This is a genomic window from Brevibacterium sp. NPDC056726 (assembly GCF_042790515.1).
Taxonomy (GTDB): domain Bacteria; phylum Actinomycetota; class Actinomycetes; order Actinomycetales; family Brevibacteriaceae; genus Brevibacterium; species Brevibacterium sanguinis.
The window spans coordinates 373,056-392,268 of record NZ_JBHTYZ010000003.1; the positions used below are offsets into that span (position 1 = coordinate 373,056).

A 19,213-nucleotide genomic window follows, 5' to 3' on the forward strand; every position below is an offset into this window, starting at 1 on the left:
CGATCCCCGGCACCGCACGTCCGCGGGGCCGGGGATCTGGTGCGAACGGGACTCAGGCCGGAACGACCATGACCGGACCCTCGGCATGGTGGAGGACCCCGCGGGAGACCGATCCGAGCAGCGCGGACTTCACGGCCCCGCGGCCCCGGGTGCCGAGGACGGTGAGCTGCGCGGTCTTCGTCGCCGCGGACAGCAGCGCGGTGGCATCGCCGATGAGCGCCGAGGTGGACACCTGGAGCCCGGGGAACTGACTGCGCAGCTCTTCGGCGTCCTTGTCGAGTTCGGCTTCGATCTGCTGCTGCCGGCGGTCGGCGACGTCACCGCCGAGTTCGAGCTCCGGGTACCAGTAGAGCCATTCCTCCCCGGCCGGCAGCACCGTGACGATCTCGAGGTCGGCGTTGCGCGAAGCGGCCGCCTCGGCGGCGGTGAACATCGCGATCCGCGCGCCCTCGGACCCGTCGACGGCGACGACTACCGGGCCGGTCGTGTCCCCGCGGTGCGCCGAATGGCGGGGGACGACGATCGTCGGGCAGTGGGCGTGCGGCGGCAGCGCGGTCGAGACCGACCCGAGCATGCGGCCCATGAAGCCGCCGCGTCCACGCGCCCCGACGATGATGACATCGGCGTTGGCGCTGAGGTTGACGAGCACACCGGCGGCGTCACCGGATTCGACGGCGTACGTCACCGGTCCGGGATGATCGGCGAGGAGTTCGGCCGCCTCGGCGAGGGTCTTCTCCGCTGCCCGCATCGCGGCTTCGTCCTCGGGTTCGGACGGGATCGAGGCCATGTTCGGGTAGATCATCAGGGGCATCGTGAAGGCCGTGACGACGGTGAGGGGAACGTCTCGGTGCAGCGCCTCGGCGGCACCGTAGCGCAGGGCAAGGGCTGCGAGCTCGGATCCGTCGAAGCCGACGAGGACGCCGAGGTTGTCGGTGAGTCCGGAATCGGAGGCGCGGGTGTCGGTCGGGCGGGCCTCGGCCGGGTTCGCGGCGGACGAGCGGGAGTCAGCAGTCATGGCAGTCCTTCCATCGGGGCCTGACCAACCCTGACGGGGACGACGGCCCCGAAAACCGTGTGCCGTCCTCGTCGCCCTCAGTGTACCCAAGTGTTTTCTACAACGTGTAGAAGACCGCGAGGCGGACGGATTCCTCTCGCGTGCGGCGCGTGCCCACGGCCTCGGCGCGTGCTCACGGCCTGCGCCAGGGGGAGGGGTGCGTCAGACGGCGAAGCCGAGGTAGCTCAGGGCTGAGCGGATGATGTGCTCCTGGCCGTGGGAGAGCTCGGCGACGATGTCGGAGCGCAGCGCCTCGGTGGGGGTGAGCCAGTCGAGGCTGAGCGCATCGGCGCGCGGGGTGCATTCGCCGCGGACCTCCATGACGAAGCACATCGAGATCGCGTGCTGGCGCGGGTCGTGGAGGAGCGAGGTGCCCTCGGTGGGGAAGTACTCGGCGATGTGGAACGGGGCGATGGCCGGCGGGACGACGGGCAGCGCCATCGGGCCGAGGTCGTTCTCGGCATGCCGGAGCAGGGCCTGGCGGATGCTCTCGTGGTAGCGGATGCGTCCGCCGACGACCTCGCGACCCAGGGTGCCGTCGTCGAGGCGGCGCAGCAGGAGGCCGATCTCCTCGACATCGCCGGCCTCTCCGACGCGGACGGGGATGGCATTGACATAGGGGATGGGGAGACGGCGACGAAGCTGGGCGAACTCGTTGTCGTCGAACCAGTTCTCGTCGAAGTCGAGGGCAGTGCGGGTCATATCCCGATTGTGTCACAGTTCACCTCGACGGACGGGTGGGAGGAGGGGGGTCGAGGCGGCTCATGCCGGTCGGGTAAAGTATCTTGATGTCAAGATAAAACTCCGGCCGGGCCGCAGCGTCGCAGTGACGTGGCCTACAGTTGAGTCAACCACTCTCCGGCCAGCGGCGGTCGTGACATGGCCCGCAGCGGTCAACGACGATTGAAGGGATTGTCCATGATTGATCATGAGGTCCGTACCCACAAGAGCTCAGAGAACCTGGCTCGTGAGGATCAGCTCGCCTGGAAGATCGCCGAGGTCGCCTCCGACCCGACGCCCGTCGATCCCGAGGTCACCGAGATGGTGATCAACCGCGTCATCGACAACGCCGCCGTCGCGGCCGCCTCGGTGAACCGTTCGGCCCCCACCCACGCCCGCGAGCAGGCACAGGCGCACCCCTTCACCCCGGGTGCGACGATCTTCGGACTTCCCCTCGCCGAGCGCTTCTCCCCGGAGTGGGCGGCCTGGGCCAACGGCGTGGCCGTGCGCGAACTCGACTTCCACGACACCTTCCTCGCCGCCGAGTACTCCCATCCCGGTGACAACATCCCGCCGATCCTCGCCGTCGCCCAGCACATGGGCATCGGGGGAGCGGACCTCATCAACGGCATCGCCACCGGGTACGAGATCCAGGTCGACCTCGTCAAGGGCATGAGCCTGCACCAGCACAAGATCGACCATGTCGCCCACCTCGGCCCCTCGGCCGCGGCCGGCATCGGGGCGATGCTCCACCTGCCCACCGAGGTGACCTTCCAGGCAATCCAGCAGGCCCTGCACGTGACGACGGCGACCCGCCAGTCCCGCAAGGGTGAGATCTCCTCGTGGAAGGCCCACGCACCGGCCTTCGCCGGGAAGATGGCCGTCGAGGCCGTCGACCGGGCGATGCGCGGTGAAGGCGCCCCGAACCCGATCTACGAAGGCGAGGACGGCTTCATCGCGTGGATCCTCTCAGGCCCCGAGGCCCGCTACACGATCCCGCTGCCGGGCAAGGGCGAGGCCAAGCGCGCCATCCTCGACACCTACACCAAGGAGCACTCCGCCGAATACCAGGCGCAGGCGCTCATCGACCTCGCCCGCAAGCTCGGCGGTGAGATCGAGGACCTGACGAAGATCAAGCGCATCATCATCCACACCTCGCACCACACGCACAACGTCATCGGCACCGGCGCGAACGATCCGCAGAAGATGGATCCGAAGGCCAGCCGCGAGACGCTCGACCACTCGATCATGTACATCTTCGCCGTCGCCCTCGAGGACCGCGGCTGGCACCATGAGGACTCGTACACCCCCGAGCGGGCCGCCCGTCCCGAGACCGTCGAGCTCTGGCACAAGATCGAGACGACCGAGGATCCCGAGTGGACCCGCCGCTACCACTCGACCGACCCGAACGAGAAGGCCTTCGGCGGCCGCGTGGAGATCGAGTTCGAGGACGGGTCGACTCTGACCGACGAGATCGCCGTCGCCGACGCCCACCCGCTCGGTGCCCGCCCGTTCGTCCGCGAGAACTACGTCGAGAAGTTCCGGACGCTCTCCGCGGGCATCCTCACCGAGGCCGAGGCGAACCGCTTCCTCGACCTCGCCGAGAACCTCGAGAGCCTCGACGCAGCGGGCGTGGGCCAGCTGAGCTTCGCCGTCGAAGGGCTGAAGCACAGCGGTTCGAAGGGCATCTTCTGATGCTCGGGGCAACGACCACACCGGCCGAGCGCCGGAAGAGGTTCCGCGAGCTCCTCGCCGGCGACGAGATCGTCCAGTTCCCCGGCGCGATCAACCCGATCAACGCCCAGATCATCGAGCAGATCGGCTTCGAGGGCGTCTACATCTCCGGGGGCGCGTTCTCCGCAGCCATGGGCGTGCCCGACATCGGTCTGACCACCCTCACCGAGGTGGCCGACCACGGTCGTGCGATCGCCCGGGTGACGAACCTGCCGACGTTCATCGACGCCGACACCGGCTGGGGCGAGGCGATGAACGTCGCCCGCACCGTCCAGGAGTTCGAGGACGCAGGCATCTCCGGCATGCACCTCGAGGACCAGGTCAACCCGAAGCGGTGCGGCCACCTCGACGGCAAGGAGGTCGTGACCACGGTCGAGATGACCAAGCGCATCGCGGCCGCCGTCAAGGGCCGCCGGGATGAGAACTTCGTCATCTGCGCCCGCACGGACTCCCGTGCGGGAGAGGGACTCGATGCCGCGATCGACCGGGCGAAGGCCTACGTCGACGCCGGTGCCGACATGATCTTCCCCGAGGCGATGCGCGACTTGGATGAGTTCGAGCGCTTCGCCGCCAGCGTCGACGTGCCGATCCTGGCGAACATGACGGAATTCGGAAAGAGCGAACTGTTCACCACAGAGCAGTTGGCGAACGTCGGGGTCAAACTCGTGATCTACCCGGTCACGACCCTGCGTCTCGCCATGGGTGCGATCAAGTCGGGCCTGCAGACGATCCGGGACAAGGGCACCCAGGTGGACCTGCTCGAGGGGATGCAGACCCGCGCGGACCTCTACGACACCATCGACTACGCCGCGTACAACGACTTCGACGCGGCCGTATTCAACTTCTCACAGGAGGGTCACCAGTGACCGAAGAAATCAAGAAGGGCCTCGCCGGAGTCGTCGTCGACACCACGGCCGTCTCGAAGGTAGTCCAGGAAACCAACTCGCTGACCTACCGCGGATACCCCGTGCAGGAGCTCGCGGCCAAGCGCAACTTCGAGGACGTCGCCTACCTCATCTGGAACGGCGAACTGCCCACCGAGGAGCAGCTGGCCGAGTTCAAGGCCCGTGAGCACGCCCAGCGGGAGATCTCGCCCGAGCTCGTCGACATCATCCTCGGCCTGCCCAAGGACGCTCACCCGATGCACGTCGTGCAGACCGCGGTCGCCTACCTCGGCGCCGTCGACCCCGAGGCCGACGTCGAAAGGCCCGAGGCCAACCTCGCGAAGGCCGAGCGCCTCTACGCGCAGCTGCCGACGATCGTCGCGATCGACCACCGTCGCCGCCACGGGCTCGACCCGGTGGCGCCGACGAAGGACCTCGACTATGCGGCGAACTTCTTCAAGATGGTCTTCGACGAGGTTCCCGCCGACGAGGTCGTGCGCAGCTTCGACATCTCGATGATCCTCTACGCCGAGCACTCGTTCAACGCCTCGACGTTCACCGCCCGCGTCATCACCTCGACGACCTCCGACCTCTACTCGGCCGTCGCCGGTGCCGTCGGTGCCCTCAAGGGACCCCTGCACGGCGGCGCGAACGAAGCCGTCATGGCGATGCTCGAAGAGGTCGGCACGGCCGATAAGGCCTCGGCATGGATCGACGACGCCCTGGCCCGCAAGGCGAAGATCATGGGCTTCGGACACCGCGTGTACAAGAACGGCGACTCGCGCGTGCCGACCATGCGCAAGGCCTTCGAGGAGATGGCCGAGGTCAAGGGCGCGACCGACCTCCTCGACCTCTACAACACCTTCGAAGAGGACTTCGTCTCCCGCAAGGGCATCTATCCGAACCTCGACTACCCGTCGGGTCCGGCCTACCACCTCATGGGATTCGACACCGAGCAGTTCACGCCGATCTTCGTCATGGCCCGCATCACCGGCTGGACCGCGCACATCTTCGAGCAGCAGGCCTCGAACGCGCTCATCCGCCCGCTCAGCGCCTACGACGGTCAGCCGCAGCGCGAAGTCCCCGACAGCCGGGGCTGAGCATGAGCACCGACGGTCGGTCCACCCCGGGCCGGTACCGTCCGGTCGACCTCGAGGGTTTCGACTTCACCGTCACCGGTGGCGTCGGGACCCTCGTTCTCGATCGGAGGGAGAAGCGCAACGCCCTGTCCCGGGCGATGTGGCGGGCTCTGCCGGAGATCATCGCCGGCGTCGACGCCGATGACACGATCGCAGCGCTGATCATCACCGGTGCCGGCGGGCACTTCTCCGCCGGATCGGACATCGCCGACCTCGACGTCCCCATCGCCGACTTCTGGGAGCTCAACTCCTCCGCCGAGGCGGCCCTGGCCTCTGCGCGGACCGTGACCATCGCCGCGATCGAGGGCAACTGCGTCGGCGGCGGCACCGAGATCGCCGCCGCCTGCGACATCCGCATCGCCGCCCCCGGGTCGACGTACGGGGTCACCGCTGCGAAGCTCGGACTCGTCTACCCGCCGGGACCGACGAGGAGTCTCGCCCGCGTGCTCGGCGACGCGTGGGCACGGTACCTGCTGCTCACGGCCTCGATCGTCGACGTCGACCAGATGCAGCGCCTCGGCTTCATCCACGAGACCGCGGACGACCCGCTCGCCCGCGCCCAGGAGCTGGGGGAGCGCATCGCGTCCCTGTCCCAGCTCAGTCAGATCGGGGCCAAGGCCGTCCTCGACGGCGAGTTCGACGGAGGCGGGCAGCCGCCTCGGTGGCTCGATGAGGCCTACCGGGCGGAGATCGCCCGCGGCCAGGAGGCGTTCTTCGCCAAGAAGACCCCCGAGTTCGGCTTCAGCGCAGGCGACTGGCGGGGCTGAGGAGCCCCTGCCGCGGGATACACTGAGCCAATGCGCCTCGCCGTCCTCGATATCGGATCCAACAGCGTCCACCTCCTCGTCGTCGATGCCCACGTCGGGGCACCGCCGCTGCCGGCGACCTCGCACAAGGAGATCCTCCGCCTCGCCGAGTACCTCGGCCCGGACGGCTCGATCGGTGAGGAGGGCCAGCAGCGGCTGCGCGACTTCGTCGCCGAGGCAGTCGAGATCGCCGAGGACCAGGGCGCGGAGCAGATCCTCGCCTTCGCCACCTCGGCGGTCAGGGACGCCCCCAACGGTGAGGAGCTCATCGCCTCGATCAGCAAGCAGATGGGCGTCACCCTCACCGTCATGTCCGGCAGGGACGAGGCCCGGGTGACGTTCCTCGCCGCCCGCCGCTGGTTCGGATGGTCGGCCGGGAAGATCCTCCTGCTCGACATCGGCGGGGGCTCGCTCGAGATCGCCGCGGGCCAGGACGAGTATCCGCAGGCGGCGGTCTCCGTCCCGCTCGGGGCCGGACGCACGTACGCCGACTTCCTGCCCGGGGAGATCCCCGACGCCGAGGACATCCACCGGCTGCGCAAGTACGCCCGCGCCCAGATCGGGCGCATCGCCGGGGAGATCAACCGCGTCGGCACCCCCGACCACGTCGTCGGCTCCTCGAAGACCTTCCGGTCGCTCGCCCGCATCGCCGGAGCCGCCCCGAGCGGGGACGGCATCTACGTCCCGCGCAAGCTCTTCCGCCGCGACCTGCCCGGCATCATCGACACCCTGTCCGCGCGCACTCCCGCCGAGCGCGCCACACTGCCCGGGGTCTCCGAGGCCCGCGCCGGTCAGGTGCTCGCCGGCGCCATCGTCGCCGAGGCGGCCTTCACGATCTTCGACATCACGGTGATGAACATCTCCCCATGGGCGCTGCGCGAAGGCATCATCATGCGGAAACTCGACCTGTTGGATTCGGCGGAGACCACCTCGGCGATGGGCAGAACCGCCGACTGAATCGATGGCCGGTCTCACAGTCGGATCTGTTCCCATTTGCTCTCCGCACCTGTTAGCTTGTGATTACCGGCCAGTCACCTTCGGCCGGCCGCCACGGGGCAGATTCCCCGATCTCTGGAGGCAAGAGCGCAATGCGAAACGGCGAGCTATCCCCCTCGTTCCGTGAAGAATCCCTGCACACCATGGAAGCGACGAGTCCGGACGACCCGCTCGACGTCTTCGTCGTCGGGGGAGGGGTGACGGGAGCGGGCTCCGCCTTCGACGCCGCCACCCGCGGACTCAAGGTCGGCGTCGTCGACGCCCACGACTGGGCCTCGGGCACCTCCTCGCGGTCCTCGAAGCTCATGCACGGGGGACTGCGCTACCTCGAGATGCTCGACTTCAAACTCGTCGCCGAGGCGCTCAAGGAACGTGACCTGCTGCTCACGCACACCGCACCCCACCTCGTCGAACCCGTCGCGTTCGTCTTCCCCTTCGAGCACCGCCTCATCGACCGGGCCTTCATCGGCTCCGGCGTCCTCCTCTACGACACGATGGCCACGCGGCCCGGGCGCAAACGCGCCGTGCCGATGCACCGCCACCTCGGCAAGAAGGCGCTGAGCGCGCACTTCCCGGGCCTCGCCGACGACGCAGCGGTCGGTGCGCTCGAATACTACGACGCGAAGGTCGACGACGCCCGCTTCGTCATGACGCTCGTGCGTTCGGCCGTGAGCTTCGGCGCCGCCGCAGCCAACCACGTCTCCGTCATCGACTACCTCCACGACGGGGACCGGGTGTCCGGGGTCCGCGTGCGCGACGAGGTCTCGGGCCGTGAGTTCGATGTCTACGCCCGCCGGACCATCCTCGCCGGCGGCGTCTGGACCGAGCAGCAGCAGGACCTCGCGAAGGCCGACGCCGGACTCAAGGTGCTCGCCTCGAAGGGCATCCACATCACCGTCGATCAGGACAAGATCAAGGCCGACCCGGACACCGGCATCATCTCGAAGACCGAGAAGTCCGTGCTCTTCGTCATCCCGTGGGACGGCTACTGGGTCATCGGCACCACGGACACCCCGTGGAAGGAGGACGTCGCCGCCCCGGTCGCGACCTCCGACGACATCGACTACCTCCTCGAGCACGCCAATGCGATCCTCGAGAACAAGCTCAGCCGCGACGACGTCATCGGCGTCTACTCGGGTCTGCGACCGCTCCTCCAGCCGGTGGAGAAGGACGGCGAGGCTTCGACGAAGGTCTCCCGCGAGCACACCGTCATGGAGGTCGAGCCCGGCCTCTCGGCGATCGCCGGCGGCAAGTTCACGACCTACCGGGTGATGGCCGAGGACGCCGTCGACTTCGCACTCGGCGACGAAGCCGCCGACCGGACCTCGCTCACCGAGTCCGTGCCGCTGCTCGGCGCCCAGGGCGTGGGCGCGGTCCGCCGCGGCCAGGCCGGCATCGCCGAGCGCTACGGCTGGGACGAAGCCCGGGTCAAGCGTCTCATCCGCCGCTACGGGACGATGCTCGAGGACCTCCTCGACCTCATCGACGACAACCCCGAACTCGGTCAGCCCCTGCCGGGAGCCGAGCGCTACCTCGGCGTCGAAGCCCACTACGCTGCCACCTCGGAAGGCGTCGTCCGTCTCGAGGACGTCCTCGAGCGCCGGATGCGGCTCAACTACGAGGTCAGGGACCGGGGCAAGGCCGCCGCCGAGGCGGTCGCCGAGATCATCGCCCCCGTCCTCGGCTGGGACGCGGAGAAGGTCGCCGCCGAGGTCGCGGCCTTCCGCACCCACGTCGACGCCCAGGTCGCCGCGGAGTCCACGCACGACGACGCCGCCGCGGCAGCGCTCGTCACCGACAGCTGGAGCGCACGCTAGGAGGACACGGCACACCGCCTCGGCGGGGGAGGGACGAGGACGTCGCCCCCGCCGCTCCGACCCTCACCGGGTCAACCACGATCCCCATCTCATCCCATCTCAACAAAGGAGTTCACCCACTATGGGAACGATTGGCACGATCCTCCTCCATGAGACGGCGGGCACGGCGATGCTGCTGCTGCTCGGCGTCGGCGTCGTCGCGAACGCGGTGCTCGCCAAGACCAAGGGCAATGCCGGCGGCTGGCTGATGATCTCGCTCGGCTGGGGACTTGCGGTCTTCGCCGGCGTCTACGTCGCCTACAAGTCCGGCGCCCACCTCAACCCCGCGGTGACGCTCGGCATCCTCGCCAGCGGCGCCACCGAGTACGCCCCGGGCATTCCGATCACGGTGGGCACGACCTTCGCCTACCTCTTCGCGCAGCTCCTCGGTGCGACCCTCGGTGCGATCCTCGCGTGGCTGGTCTACAAGAAGCACTACGACGCGGAAGGCGAGCCGGGCAACATCCTCGGCACCTTCTCCACCGGGCCCGAGGTGCGCAGCTACGGCTGGAACGTCCTCACCGAGGCGATCGGCACCTTCGTCCTCGTCTTCATCATCCTCCTCTTCGGCGGGACCCCCAGCGGGCTGGGACCCCTCGCCGTCGCACTGGTCGTCGTCGTCATCGGCGCCTCCCTCGGCGGGCCGACCGGCTACGCGATCAACCCTGCTCGCGACCTCGGTCCCCGCATCGCGCACACGATCCTGCCGATCCCGAACAAGGGCAGCTCCGACTGGAGCTACGCGTGGGTGCCGATCGTCGGCCCCATCCTCGGCGGCGTCCTCGCCGGCCTCGTCTCGAACGCCTTCATCTGAGAACAGTGACATCCTAGATACCACCACGAAGCTCGGCGCCCCGGGCGCCGAACGGACACAGGAGTCTTCATGAGCCAGGACAAGTACATCCTCGCAATCGACCAGGGCACCACCTCGTCGCGGGCGATCGTCTTCGACCACAACGGGCAGATCGTCTCGAGCGGGCAGCTCGAGCACGAGCAGATCTTCCCCCGCGCGGGCTGGGTCGAACACGACCCGAAGGAGATCATCCGCAACACCAACGAAGCGATCGGCCAGGCGCTGTCGCGGGCGAACATCAACCGCCACCAGCTCGAGGGCGTGGGCATCACCAACCAGCGCGAGACGACGGTGGTGTGGGACAAGAACACCGGCGAACCCGTCTACAACGCGATCGTCTGGCAGGACACGCGCACGCAGAAGATCGCCGACGAACTCGGCGGCGACGAGGGCGCTGACAAGTACAAGGACCGTGTCGGCCTGCCGTTGGCGACCTACTTCGCCGGTCCCAAGGCCAAGTGGATCCTCGACAACGTCGACGGCGCCAGGGAGGCCGCGGAGAACGGCGACCTGCTCTTCGGCACGATGGACTCGTGGGTGCTGTGGAACCTCACCGGTGGTGTCAACGGCGGAGTCCACATCACCGACGTCACCAACGCCTCGCGGACGATGCTCATGAACATCGACACCCTCGACTGGAACGAGGAGATCGCCGCCGACATGGGCATCCCGATGTCGATGCTGCCGGAGATCAAGTCGTGCTCGGAGATCTACGGCTACGGCGCGAAGAACACCCTGCTCATCGACACCCCGATCTGCGGCATCCTCGGCGACCAGCAGGCGGCGACCTTCGGGCAGGCGTGCTTCGAGAAGGGGCAGGCGAAGAACACCTACGGCACCGGCAACTTCATGCTCATCAACACCGGCACCGAGCCGGTGGCGAGCAAGAACGGCCTGCTCACGACCGTGGCGTACAAGATCGGCGAGGACGACGCGGTCTACGCCCTCGAGGGGTCCGTGGCTGTGACCGGTTCGCTCGTCCAGTGGATCCGGGACAACCTCGGACTCATCAAGGACGCCCCCGAGGTCGAGGTGCTCGCGAAGCAGGTAGAGGACAACGGCGGCTGCTACATCGTGCCCGCGTTCTCCGGTCTCTTCGCCCCGCACTGGGAGTCCGACGCCCGCGGCGTCATCGTCGGCCTCACCCGGTACGTCAATAAGAACCACATCGCCCGGGCCGCCCTCGAATCGGTCGCCTTCCAGTCACGTGAGGTCCTCGATGCGATGAACCTCGACTCCGGCGTCGAGCTCACCGAGCTCAAGGTCGACGGCGGCATGGTCGCCAACGAGACGCTCATGCAGTTCCAGGCCGACCTCCTCGGCGTGCCCGTCATACGCCCCGAGGTCATCGAGACCACGGCGCTCGGTGCCGCGTACGCAGCGGGCATCGCCGTGAAGTTCTGGAGCGGCGAGGAGGACGTGAAGAACAACTGGCACGAGGACAAGCGCTGGGTGCCGGAGATGGACGACGAGACGGTCGCCCGCGTCTACCGCCTGTGGAACAAAGCCGTCGACAAGTCCAAGGGCTGGGTCGACGAGGACGTCGAGGAGCTCTACGGCTGACGCGCGCCGTCTCAGCCGCCTTCCGGGCGCTCAGCCACCCTTCGCCGAGTGGCTGGGCGCCCTTCGGGTTGTCGGAGCCGGGTGTCTGTCGCCGGGTCAGCGGACCAGACCCCCGCCGAGGCGGCCAGACTCAGAGCTCGACCGTGTACATCCGCTCGGGCACCGCGGGTTCGACGCCGTCGTAGACGTGCGTGATCTCCGTGCGCGCCCACCCCTGCTTCTCGTAGAAGCGCATCGCCCGGTCGTTGCCCTCGGCGACCATGAGGTAGGCGCGTGCATAGCCGTCGTGGCGCAGCTCGTCCTCGAGTGCGGTGAAGAGGACGGCGGCGACCCCGGTGCCGAAGGCCTCGGGGGCGAGGTTGATATGGGCGAGCTGGCCGAGGTCCGCGGTGACGGGGAGACGGTCGAGCACCTCGGCGGGGTCACGGGGTGCGCTCACCCCGCCGAAGCCGAGGATCCGGTCGCCCGCGACGACGACGAAGTTGCGGACCCGGTTGTCGGGGTCGCTGAGCGCCTGAGTCCAGTTCGCGGCGAAACGGTCCTCGTCCAATCCGTCGAGGAACTCGTCGGCCATGATGCCGCGGTAGGCGGCCCGCCATGCGGCGACGTGGATCTCGGCGAGGCGGGGGACGTCGGAGACGCGGGCGGGACGGACGTCGGCAGGAATCATGGGCACAGACTATCCGGTCACCTCGGCGAGGGGGATTCCCAGACCACGGCGAGTGGGCGACTCCGCGGAGAAGGCGAGTGGGTGATTCCGAGGAGAGGGCGAGGGACGATTCCGAGGAAAACCGGAGCGGCAGGGCCGGCGAGGAGGACTAGACTGGTGGAGATGAGCAAGGCGAAGAAGTCGAAGTCGGGGCGCAAGGTTCTGACTGCGAAGAACTCGGCGCGGTCGAACTCCCGGCGCCACCGTGAGTTCTTCGCGGCGAACCAGGTGTACGACCACGACACCCATCACGTCTCCGACCACCCGATCAGGATCGGACTCTCCTCCTCGTCGGTCTCGCCGATGACCGTCGAGGAGACGTTCGCGCAGGCCTCGTCGATCGGCTACGACGGCGTCGAGATCATGGTCACCCACAACGCCGAGACGAGGGACGTCGACCTCATCACCGGACTCGCCGCGGACACCGGCCTCGACGTCATGTCGCTGCACGCGCCGACGCTGCTCTTCCTGCCCCGCGTCCTCCACAAGGACCACTGGGAGAAGCTGCGGATCACAGCGAACCTCGCCCGCGAGGTCGGGGCGACCACCGTCGTCCTCCACCCGCCCTTCCGCTGGCAGGGGGCGTACGCGCGCGAATTCGTCGACGGGGTGCGAGAGGTCTCCGAGGAGACCGGAGTCGTCCTCGCGGTGGAGAACATGTACCCGTGGCGGGCGGGAGTGCGCGAGATCCTCGTCTACTACCCCGACTGGAACCCGCTCGACGAGGACTACGACGCTCTCACCTTCGACTTCTCCCACGCCTCGACGGCGGGGATGAACGCGCTCGACACCGTCGCCGAGATCTTCCCGCGCCTGCGCCACGTCCACCTCACCGACGGTGCGGGCTCGCTCAAGGACGAGCACCTCGTGCCCGGGGCGGGGACCATGCCCGTGGCCGAGACGCTCCAATACCTCGCGAAGCACAACTGGTCCGGCGACGTCGTCGTCGAGGTCAATACCCGCTTCGTCGCCAAGAAGTCCACCCGTGAGCAGATGCTCGCCGACTCCCTCGCCGTCGCCCGCAAGCACCTCGGACTCGACGGTGTGCCGGGGGAGGGGTCGGGGTCCGCGGGCTCCGGAACCGGGGCTGCGGGCGCTGGTGCACCGGACGGTGGGACCTCCCACTCAGAGCCGACGACTCCTGGGGAGGCGTCGCCTGTGGAGACCTCGCCGGAACCGGGGACTTCTCACCGGTCAGCGTCGTCGAAGCGCGCCTCCGCCGACGCGAGCTGACCATCTGACCTCGTCACCTGCCTGCGCCGTGCCTGCGGCGTGCCCGCACGGAGGGCACCCCTTCGGAGTTCCGCCCACTCTTGTCGCGCGGTCGCGGCACCGATTTCGCGGTCACCGGCTCCTCTGACACCATCGGGGAGGGACGACTTCAGAAAGGCTGACCTCCATGACCACGATCGCTTCCATCGGCACCGGCAATATGGGCACGGCGCTCATCAAGGGCATCCTCGACGCGGATCCGAGCATCGAGGTGCGGGCGACGACGCACTCCGCCGCCTCGGCGCAGCGCCTCGCCGCCGCCCTGCCTGCCGCCACCGTCACCTCGGTGGAGGATGATCCCGACGCCAACCGGGCGGCGGCCGAATCCGCGGACTTCGTCTTCCTCGGCGTCAAGCCGTGGATGATGGCCGAGACCGTGCGCGACCTCGCCCCCGCCCTGACCGGGCAGTCCGTGCTCGTGTCGATGGCCGCCGGCGTCTCCGCCGCCGACCTCGCCCGACTCGCCCCGAACAGCCCGATCGTGCGGATCATGCCGAACACCCCGAGCGCGATCGGCCACGGCGTCATCGCCCTGTCCCCGGCTCCCGGAGTCGACCCGACCGCCGCCGCGACTCTGCGCAGGCTGCTCTCGGGCGCAGGCCTCGTCGTCCCCCTCGACGAAGCCGAGATCCCCGCCATGACCGGGATCTCCGGGTCCGGTGTGGCGTACTTCTTCCTCCTCGCCGAGGCGATGATCACCGCCGGCGTCAAGCTCGGGCTCACCGAGGAGACTGCAGCGAAGATGGTCGTCGCCACCGCCGACGGCGCCGGACGCCTGCTGGCCGACAACCCTGACCCCGCGGCCCTGCGGAAGGCCGTGAGCAGCAAGGGCGGGACCACCCTGGCCGCGCTCAACACCTTCATCGACGGCGGCATCTTCGACCTCGCCGAGGCGGCCGTCACCGCGGCCGCTGACCGCTCGCTCGAGATGGAGAAGGAGAACTCCGCCGCGATCGACGGGTGATCCGATCGGGCGGATGCGTTCCGAGGCGTTCGGGTTGCTGCGTTCCGAGCCGGCCCAGCGGCAACACTGCTGTGTCCGGCGGCCCGAGTGCCGTGCCGGGCGCCGCGTTACGGCAGGATGCCCGCGGCTCGGGCGACCGAGACGGCTTCGTGCCGGGTCCGGGCGGTGAGCTTGACCATGGCGGTGTTGAGGTAGGACTTCACGGTCGACTCCCGCAGTCCCAGCGCCTCGGCGATGCGGGCATTCGACCATCCCAGCGCCACATGCGAGAGGATGTCGGTCTCCCGCGGTGAGAGGCTCACCGAGGAGGTCGGCTCCGGAGCCGACTCCGGGTTGTGGCCGGAGAGGATGTCGGCGAGTCGGGTCTCGATGGAGGTCAGCCGCTCGCGGGTGGCCTCGTCGGCGACGTCGGAGCGGATCGCCCGCAGCTCGGCGAAGGTCCGGCGCAGCGCTTCGCGGCTCGAGGCGTCGAGGTCGGCGAGCGGCTCGACGGGAGGGGTGACCGGCTGCGGTCGACGCAGCCCGAGTCGGCCGAGGTCGACGGAGAGCTGACGGACCCGTCGGACGAGGTCACCGGTCTGCGGAGCCGCCTCGGCGTAGGCCTTGCGATGTCCGCAGTAGATCATTCCGGTCACCTCGCCGCCGAGGAGGGTGGGGACGGCGATGAGCACCTGGATGCCCTCGCCGAGGACCTCCTCGTCGTAGTGGTGCGTGATGAATGGGTCGATCTCGTAGTCGCGGGTGAGCTGCGGGGTGCCCTCGGTCAGGGCGCGCCCGCCGAGCCCGCGGCCCGTGCTGACGATGAGGGAGGCCAGGCCGTCCCGGCTCGCTCCGGCGACGGCCTCGACCGAGACCGATCCCTCCTCGACCATGCCGCCGAAGACGACGTCTCCGGTGCCGTTCGCGTGCAGGGAGTCGACCGCCTCGGCGAAGAGACGGCGGGATTCGGATTTCAGCGCCCGAGCTTCCTTGGCCATGACGTTCATGTGAATACGCTACCAACTTTCGGTGGTATTCCCCATGACCGAGCGGACGATAGGTTGACGATGTGTGATTCAGACCACTGACGCTCGAACCACATTCGAATGGAGAAACCATGTCCGATCCGTCGCCGAGAGGGGTGGACTTCCTCGCCGAGGAGGAGAACCCCGAATTCAAGGCACTCAAGCGCAAGCGCTTCTCAGTGGTGATCCCACTGTCGATCGCGTTCCTTGCGTGGTACTTCCTCTACGTCATCCTCAGCACGTACGCGCACGACTTCATGTCGACGAAGGTCGTCGGGGAGATCAACGTCGGCCTCGTGCTCGGCCTGCTGCAGTTCGTCACGACGTTCGCGATCACGATGTTCTACGTCTCGTTCGCCAACAAGAAGCTCGACCCACCGGCCACCGCGATCCGTGAGCGCCTCGAACAGGAATCGGAAGGAGTCACCCGATGACCGAGATCTTCGCTCAGGCGACCACAGAGGTCGAGAACAACCCGATCCTCAACATCACGATCTTCGCGGCCTTCGTCGCGGTCACCCTCTTCATCGTCCTGCGGGCGAGCCGGAACAACAAGACCGCGTCGGACTACTACGCGGGCGGACGGTCGTTCAGCGGGCCGCAGAACGGGTTCGCGATCTCCGGCGACTACCTCTCGGCGGCGTCGTTCCTCGGCATCTGCGGGGCGATCGCCGTCAACGGCTACGACGGGTTCCTCTACTCCATCGGCTTCCTCGTCGCCTGGCTCGTCGCGCTCCTGCTCGTCGCCGAGCTCATGCGCAACACGGGCAAGTTCACGATGGCCGATGTGCTCTCCTTCCGCCTCCGGCAGCGCCCGGTGCGCATGGCCGCGGCGATCTCGACGCTGGCCGTGTGCTTCTTCTACCTGCTCGCGCAGATGGCCGGAGCCGGCGGTCTCGTCTCGCTGCTCATGGGCATCGACGGCAAACTCGGACAGTCGCTCGTCATCGCCGTCGTCGGCGCCCTGATGATCCTCTACGTCCTCGTCGGCGGCATGAAGGGCACGACCTGGGTGCAGATCGTCAAGGCGGTCCTCCTCATCGCCGGAGCCGGGGCGATGACGATCTGGGTGCTCGCGCTCAACGGCTTCAACCTCTCGACCCTGCTCTCCAACGCAGTCGCCAATGCCGCCGAGGGAGTGGGGGAGGGCGTGCTCAATCCCGGACTCCAGTACGGGTCGAACCCGCTCGACTTCATCTCACTCGCCCTCGCGCTCGTCCTCGGCACCGCGGGTCTGCCGCACGTGCTCATGCGCTTCTACACGGTGCCCACGGCCCGGGAGGCGCGGCGGTCGGTGGTCTGGGCGATCTGGCTCATCGGCGCGTTCTATCTCTTCACCCTCGTCCTCGGCTACGGTGCGGCCGCGCTCGTCGGCGCCGATGCGATCAAGAACGCTCCCGGCGGGGTGAACTCCGCGGCTCCGCTGCTCGCCCTCCAGCTCGGGGGTCCGCTGCTCATGGGCTTCATCTCCGCGGTCGCGTTCGCCACGATCCTCGCCGTCGTCGCGGGGCTCGCGATCACCGCAGCCGCATCCTTCGCCCACGACATCTACGCGAGCGTGATCAAGAAGGGCAAGGTCGAGGACCCCGACGCTGAGGTGAAGATCGCCCGCCGCACCGTCGTCGTCATCGGCGCGGTCGCCATCCTCGGCGGGATCGGGGTGCAGGGACAGAACATCGCGTTCCTCGTCGCGCTCGCCTTCGCGGTCGCGGCGAGTGCGAACCTGCCGACGATCATCTACTCGCTGTTCTGGCGCCGCTTCACCACGCGCGGTGCGGTGTGGTCGATCTACGGCGGACTGGGCTCGGCGATCCTGCTCATCGCATTCTCCCCGGTCGTCTCCGGTTCCGAGACCGCGATGATCCCCGGCGCCGACTTCGCGATCTTCCCGCTGTCGAACCCCGGCATCATCTCCATCCCGCTCGGGTTCATCCTCGGGTGGCTCGGGTCGATCACCGACAGGACGGTCGAGAGTCCCGAGCTGGCAGCCGAGATGGACGTCCGTGCCCACACCGGCTTCGGCGCCGAGGCGGCCGTCGAGCACTAGACGAGGTGAGGCGCGCCGGTCGGCGCGGCGCTGCGGCGGGCGGCCGTTGCGGCGCTGCCTCCGACGCCCCGCTGCCGACGCCCCGCTGACCCGCTGCAGCGGCAACCGCTCGGTTCTGATCCCCAGGGAGGACTCTGATCCATACCATAGGGATCGGAACCGAGCGGTTGTCATCTCTGCGACTTGCGCTCGCCGAACTGTGGATGACACTGCGACCAGCCGCCGGCGTCTGGGGCTCGCGCTCGGCCGACCAGTCGCGCAGTCGGTTGGGTCTGGGACCGGCGCGACGGGCATCGTCCGCGCTCGGGTGCCCTGTTCTCCCGCTGCCCGCCGTCCGCAGCGACCGGCGCCACTTCTGTGCGATCGGCTGTGGGAATGTCTGCGACCGGTGCTCAGATCGCCTGAGGACGCCGACGAACACTCCACAGGCCGACTGCGTCCCCATTGACGTTGTCGAAGTCCCGCGGTGACCGTGTGCAGATGTACAACGTCATCCGCTCACAGGAGCTTCGAGCACATGGAGTGCACAGCCGAGTCGTCAAGTCCGCGGTGGACTGCTGTCTGCTCAGACTCACCCGCGGGATGTACAGCGTCATCCGCCGGTGCGAGAATCCCCAGCATGCGCGGATCGCCGAGCTGATCACCGATGAGGACTGGCTGCGGCGAGTCAGGGAGCACGCTCAGAGCACACAGAAGCACGACTACGAATACGCCGACCTGCTCGAGAAACTCAAGATCGCGTCCTACCCCCACTACCGGGTGGATGACGTCATCTGCGGCGTCTCTGCGGCTCGCATCCACGACCTGCCGTTGTATCGTGTGGGAACCCAGCGCATCCACATCGCCTCGCCATCGCACAGACTGAGGACCGGCATCGTCAGCCGGACGACGCGAGAGGTGCCTGCAGCCGACACCGTCATGGTCGGCAAGATGCGACTCACCTCACCTGCGCTGACAAGCCTGGACCTGATTCCGCAGATCGGGGAGCCGGGGGCGTTCGCCGCGATGGAATCGGTCGTGAGGCGCTCAGTCTTCGGGGCCGAGGAGGCCAGTGCAGGGCGATTCGGATATCCGCCCGACGTGGGGCAATTGGAGCGGAAGGCGGTGGAGGAGCACTTCGCCCCCGTGCTCGCGCGTCTGCCCAAGGGGCGGGCGCGTGCCGCGCGGCTCATCGGTCGGATCGGCGCTCGCTCGGAGAGTTACGCGGAGAGCCGGTGCTCCTACAACCTCAGCCTCCTCGGGCTCTGCGGGTTCGAACAGCAGGTGCAGGTCCACGAGAAAGGCCGACTCGTCGCGCGCGTCGACTTCATGGACCGGGTGGCGAAGACTGTGCTCTTCGTCGACGGGGCCGCCAAATACGTGGAGAACGGGGGAGCGCGGCTGCAGAAGGAGGCGACTCAATTCAACCGCCTGGTCGCCTTGGGCTACCGCATCGTGAGGTTCACCTTCGCCGAGGTGATGGACCTCGAAGCATTCGCGACGAAGCTCTACGGGCAAGCTCCGTGGCTGCGAGGGCGCGTGACTCGCAATCGCTCGGTGTGAATCCGTATGGCATGGATCGATCCATGCCATACGGATTCACACCGAGCGGTTGCCCCAGGAGAGCGCGACG

The 19,213-nt window shown here is 68.2% G+C and carries 17 protein-coding genes; 13 read left to right on the forward strand and 4 right to left on the reverse strand.

Annotation, left to right across the window (positions count from 1 at the left end; genetic code table 11):
• Positions 1 to 52: 52 nt before the first annotated feature.
• The gene (locus tag ACFQ91_RS07995) at positions 53 to 1,015 is read right to left on the reverse strand and encodes a universal stress protein (RefSeq protein WP_198500739.1); all 963 of its coding nucleotides are present in this window, start codon (positions 1,013 to 1,015) and stop codon (positions 53 to 55) included.
• A gap of 201 nt (positions 1,016 to 1,216) precedes the next feature.
• Positions 1,217 to 1,756 carry a DUF4916 domain-containing protein gene (locus ACFQ91_RS08000; protein WP_376871610.1) on the reverse strand — a complete coding sequence of 180 codons (540 nt, stop codon included), beginning with the start codon at positions 1,754 to 1,756 and terminating at the stop codon, positions 1,217 to 1,219.
• A gap of 216 nt (positions 1,757 to 1,972) precedes the next feature.
• Here ACFQ91_RS08000 and ACFQ91_RS08005 point away from each other — a divergent pair, with 216 nt between their 5' ends.
• The 8 genes from ACFQ91_RS08005 to glpK all read left to right on the forward strand — a co-directional run bounded on the left by ACFQ91_RS08005 (position 1,973) and on the right by glpK (position 11,605).
• Positions 1,973 to 3,469 (forward strand): MmgE/PrpD family protein, encoded by a 1,497-nt coding sequence (locus ACFQ91_RS08005; RefSeq protein ID WP_063249255.1) that lies wholly within the window; start codon positions 1,973 to 1,975, stop codon positions 3,467 to 3,469.
• Positions 3,469 to 4,374, forward strand: coding sequence for a methylisocitrate lyase (gene prpB, locus ACFQ91_RS08010; RefSeq protein ID WP_063249254.1), 906 nt, complete (start codon positions 3,469 to 3,471; stop codon positions 4,372 to 4,374). The genes ACFQ91_RS08005 and prpB overlap by 1 nt, the downstream gene beginning before the upstream one ends.
• Positions 4,371 to 5,492 (forward strand): bifunctional 2-methylcitrate synthase/citrate synthase, encoded by a 1,122-nt coding sequence (locus tag ACFQ91_RS08015; protein ID WP_063249253.1) that lies wholly within the window; start codon positions 4,371 to 4,373, stop codon positions 5,490 to 5,492. Before prpB ends, ACFQ91_RS08015 begins: the two co-directional genes overlap by 4 nt.
• A gap of 2 nt (positions 5,493 to 5,494) precedes the next feature.
• Positions 5,495 to 6,298 carry an enoyl-CoA hydratase/isomerase family protein gene (locus tag ACFQ91_RS08020; protein WP_063249252.1) on the forward strand — a complete coding sequence of 268 codons (804 nt, stop codon included), beginning with the start codon at positions 5,495 to 5,497 and terminating at the stop codon, positions 6,296 to 6,298.
• Positions 6,299 to 6,328: 30 nt separating this feature from the next.
• Positions 6,329 to 7,294 (forward strand): Ppx/GppA phosphatase family protein, encoded by a 966-nt coding sequence (locus ACFQ91_RS08025; RefSeq protein WP_009380609.1) that lies wholly within the window; start codon positions 6,329 to 6,331, stop codon positions 7,292 to 7,294.
• Between the two features lie 182 nt (positions 7,295 to 7,476).
• Positions 7,477 to 9,150 (forward strand): glycerol-3-phosphate dehydrogenase/oxidase, encoded by a 1,674-nt coding sequence (locus ACFQ91_RS08030; protein WP_101623984.1) that lies wholly within the window; start codon positions 7,477 to 7,479, stop codon positions 9,148 to 9,150.
• Positions 9,151 to 9,280: 130 nt separating this feature from the next.
• The gene (locus ACFQ91_RS08035) at positions 9,281 to 10,003 is read left to right on the forward strand and encodes an MIP/aquaporin family protein (RefSeq protein WP_162909043.1); all 723 of its coding nucleotides are present in this window, start codon (positions 9,281 to 9,283) and stop codon (positions 10,001 to 10,003) included.
• 69 nt (positions 10,004 to 10,072) lie between these two features.
• Entirely contained in the window at positions 10,073 to 11,605 is a 1,533-nt protein-coding gene (gene glpK / locus ACFQ91_RS08040; RefSeq protein ID WP_119296375.1) for a glycerol kinase GlpK, read from the forward strand.
• A gap of 130 nt (positions 11,606 to 11,735) precedes the next feature.
• Here glpK and ACFQ91_RS08045 read toward each other — a convergent pair whose 3' ends face one another.
• Complete coding sequence (locus ACFQ91_RS08045; RefSeq protein ID WP_095376691.1) at positions 11,736 to 12,275, reverse strand: GNAT family N-acetyltransferase; 540 nt, start codon at positions 12,273 to 12,275, stop codon at positions 11,736 to 11,738.
• Between the two features lie 162 nt (positions 12,276 to 12,437).
• Between ACFQ91_RS08045 and ACFQ91_RS08050 the strand changes: the two genes are divergently transcribed.
• On the forward strand, positions 12,438 to 13,547 hold the full coding sequence (locus tag ACFQ91_RS08050) for a sugar phosphate isomerase/epimerase (protein ID WP_119296399.1): 1,110 nt from the start codon (positions 12,438 to 12,440) through the stop codon (positions 13,545 to 13,547).
• Positions 13,548 to 13,713: 166 nt separating this feature from the next.
• Positions 13,714 to 14,550 carry a pyrroline-5-carboxylate reductase gene (gene proC, locus ACFQ91_RS08055; protein WP_119296374.1) on the forward strand — a complete coding sequence of 279 codons (837 nt, stop codon included), beginning with the start codon at positions 13,714 to 13,716 and terminating at the stop codon, positions 14,548 to 14,550.
• 107 nt (positions 14,551 to 14,657) lie between these two features.
• On the opposite strand, the gene ACFQ91_RS08060 is transcribed toward proC, so the two are convergent.
• The gene (locus tag ACFQ91_RS08060) at positions 14,658 to 15,536 is read right to left on the reverse strand and encodes a LuxR C-terminal-related transcriptional regulator (RefSeq protein ID WP_259863986.1); all 879 of its coding nucleotides are present in this window, start codon (positions 15,534 to 15,536) and stop codon (positions 14,658 to 14,660) included.
• 110 nt (positions 15,537 to 15,646) lie between these two features.
• Between ACFQ91_RS08060 and ACFQ91_RS08065 the strand changes: the two genes are divergently transcribed.
• From ACFQ91_RS08065 to ACFQ91_RS08075, 3 genes are all read left to right on the forward strand, one after another.
• The gene (locus ACFQ91_RS08065) at positions 15,647 to 15,988 is read left to right on the forward strand and encodes a DUF485 domain-containing protein (protein ID WP_009380586.1); all 342 of its coding nucleotides are present in this window, start codon (positions 15,647 to 15,649) and stop codon (positions 15,986 to 15,988) included.
• Positions 15,985 to 17,601, forward strand: coding sequence for a cation acetate symporter (locus tag ACFQ91_RS08070; protein ID WP_095376695.1), 1,617 nt, complete (start codon positions 15,985 to 15,987; stop codon positions 17,599 to 17,601). The genes ACFQ91_RS08065 and ACFQ91_RS08070 overlap by 4 nt, the downstream gene beginning before the upstream one ends.
• A 450-nt stretch (positions 17,602 to 18,051) precedes the next feature.
• Positions 18,052 to 19,143: a hypothetical protein gene (locus tag ACFQ91_RS08075; protein ID WP_131248332.1), complete on the forward strand. Its 1,092-nt coding sequence runs from the start codon at positions 18,052 to 18,054 to the stop codon at positions 19,141 to 19,143.
• The last annotated feature ends 70 nt before the right edge of the window (positions 19,144 to 19,213 follow it).

What these genes read in the sequence shown, in the direction of transcription:
- ACFQ91_RS08020 (WP_063249252.1), top strand. Translation starts at nt 5,495, where the DNA reads ATGAGCACCGACGGTCGGTCCACCCCGGGCCGGTACCGTCCGGTCGAC.
- ACFQ91_RS08050 (WP_119296399.1), top strand. Translation starts at nt 12,438, where the DNA reads ATGAGCAAGGCGAAGAAGTCGAAGTCGGGGCGCAAGGTTCTGACTGCG.
- ACFQ91_RS08005 (WP_063249255.1), top strand. Translation starts at nt 1,973, where the DNA reads ATGATTGATCATGAGGTCCGTACCCACAAGAGCTCAGAGAACCTGGCT.
- ACFQ91_RS08025 (WP_009380609.1), top strand. Translation starts at nt 6,329, where the DNA reads ATGCGCCTCGCCGTCCTCGATATCGGATCCAACAGCGTCCACCTCCTC.
- ACFQ91_RS08070 (WP_095376695.1), top strand. Translation starts at nt 15,985, where the DNA reads ATGACCGAGATCTTCGCTCAGGCGACCACAGAGGTCGAGAACAACCCG.
- glpK (WP_119296375.1), top strand. Translation starts at nt 10,073, where the DNA reads ATGAGCCAGGACAAGTACATCCTCGCAATCGACCAGGGCACCACCTCG.
- ACFQ91_RS07995 (WP_198500739.1), bottom strand. Translation starts at nt 1,015, where the DNA reads ATGACTGCTGACTCCCGCTCGTCCGCCGCGAACCCGGCCGAGGCCCGC.
- ACFQ91_RS08000 (WP_376871610.1), bottom strand. Translation starts at nt 1,756, where the DNA reads ATGACCCGCACTGCCCTCGACTTCGACGAGAACTGGTTCGACGACAAC.
- ACFQ91_RS08060 (WP_259863986.1), bottom strand. Translation starts at nt 15,536, where the DNA reads ATGAACGTCATGGCCAAGGAAGCTCGGGCGCTGAAATCCGAATCCCGC.
- prpB (WP_063249254.1), top strand. Translation starts at nt 3,469, where the DNA reads ATGCTCGGGGCAACGACCACACCGGCCGAGCGCCGGAAGAGGTTCCGC.
- proC (WP_119296374.1), top strand. Translation starts at nt 13,714, where the DNA reads ATGACCACGATCGCTTCCATCGGCACCGGCAATATGGGCACGGCGCTC.
- ACFQ91_RS08030 (WP_101623984.1), top strand. Translation starts at nt 7,477, where the DNA reads ATGGAAGCGACGAGTCCGGACGACCCGCTCGACGTCTTCGTCGTCGGG.
- ACFQ91_RS08045 (WP_095376691.1), bottom strand. Translation starts at nt 12,275, where the DNA reads ATGATTCCTGCCGACGTCCGTCCCGCCCGCGTCTCCGACGTCCCCCGC.
- ACFQ91_RS08065 (WP_009380586.1), top strand. Translation starts at nt 15,647, where the DNA reads ATGTCCGATCCGTCGCCGAGAGGGGTGGACTTCCTCGCCGAGGAGGAG.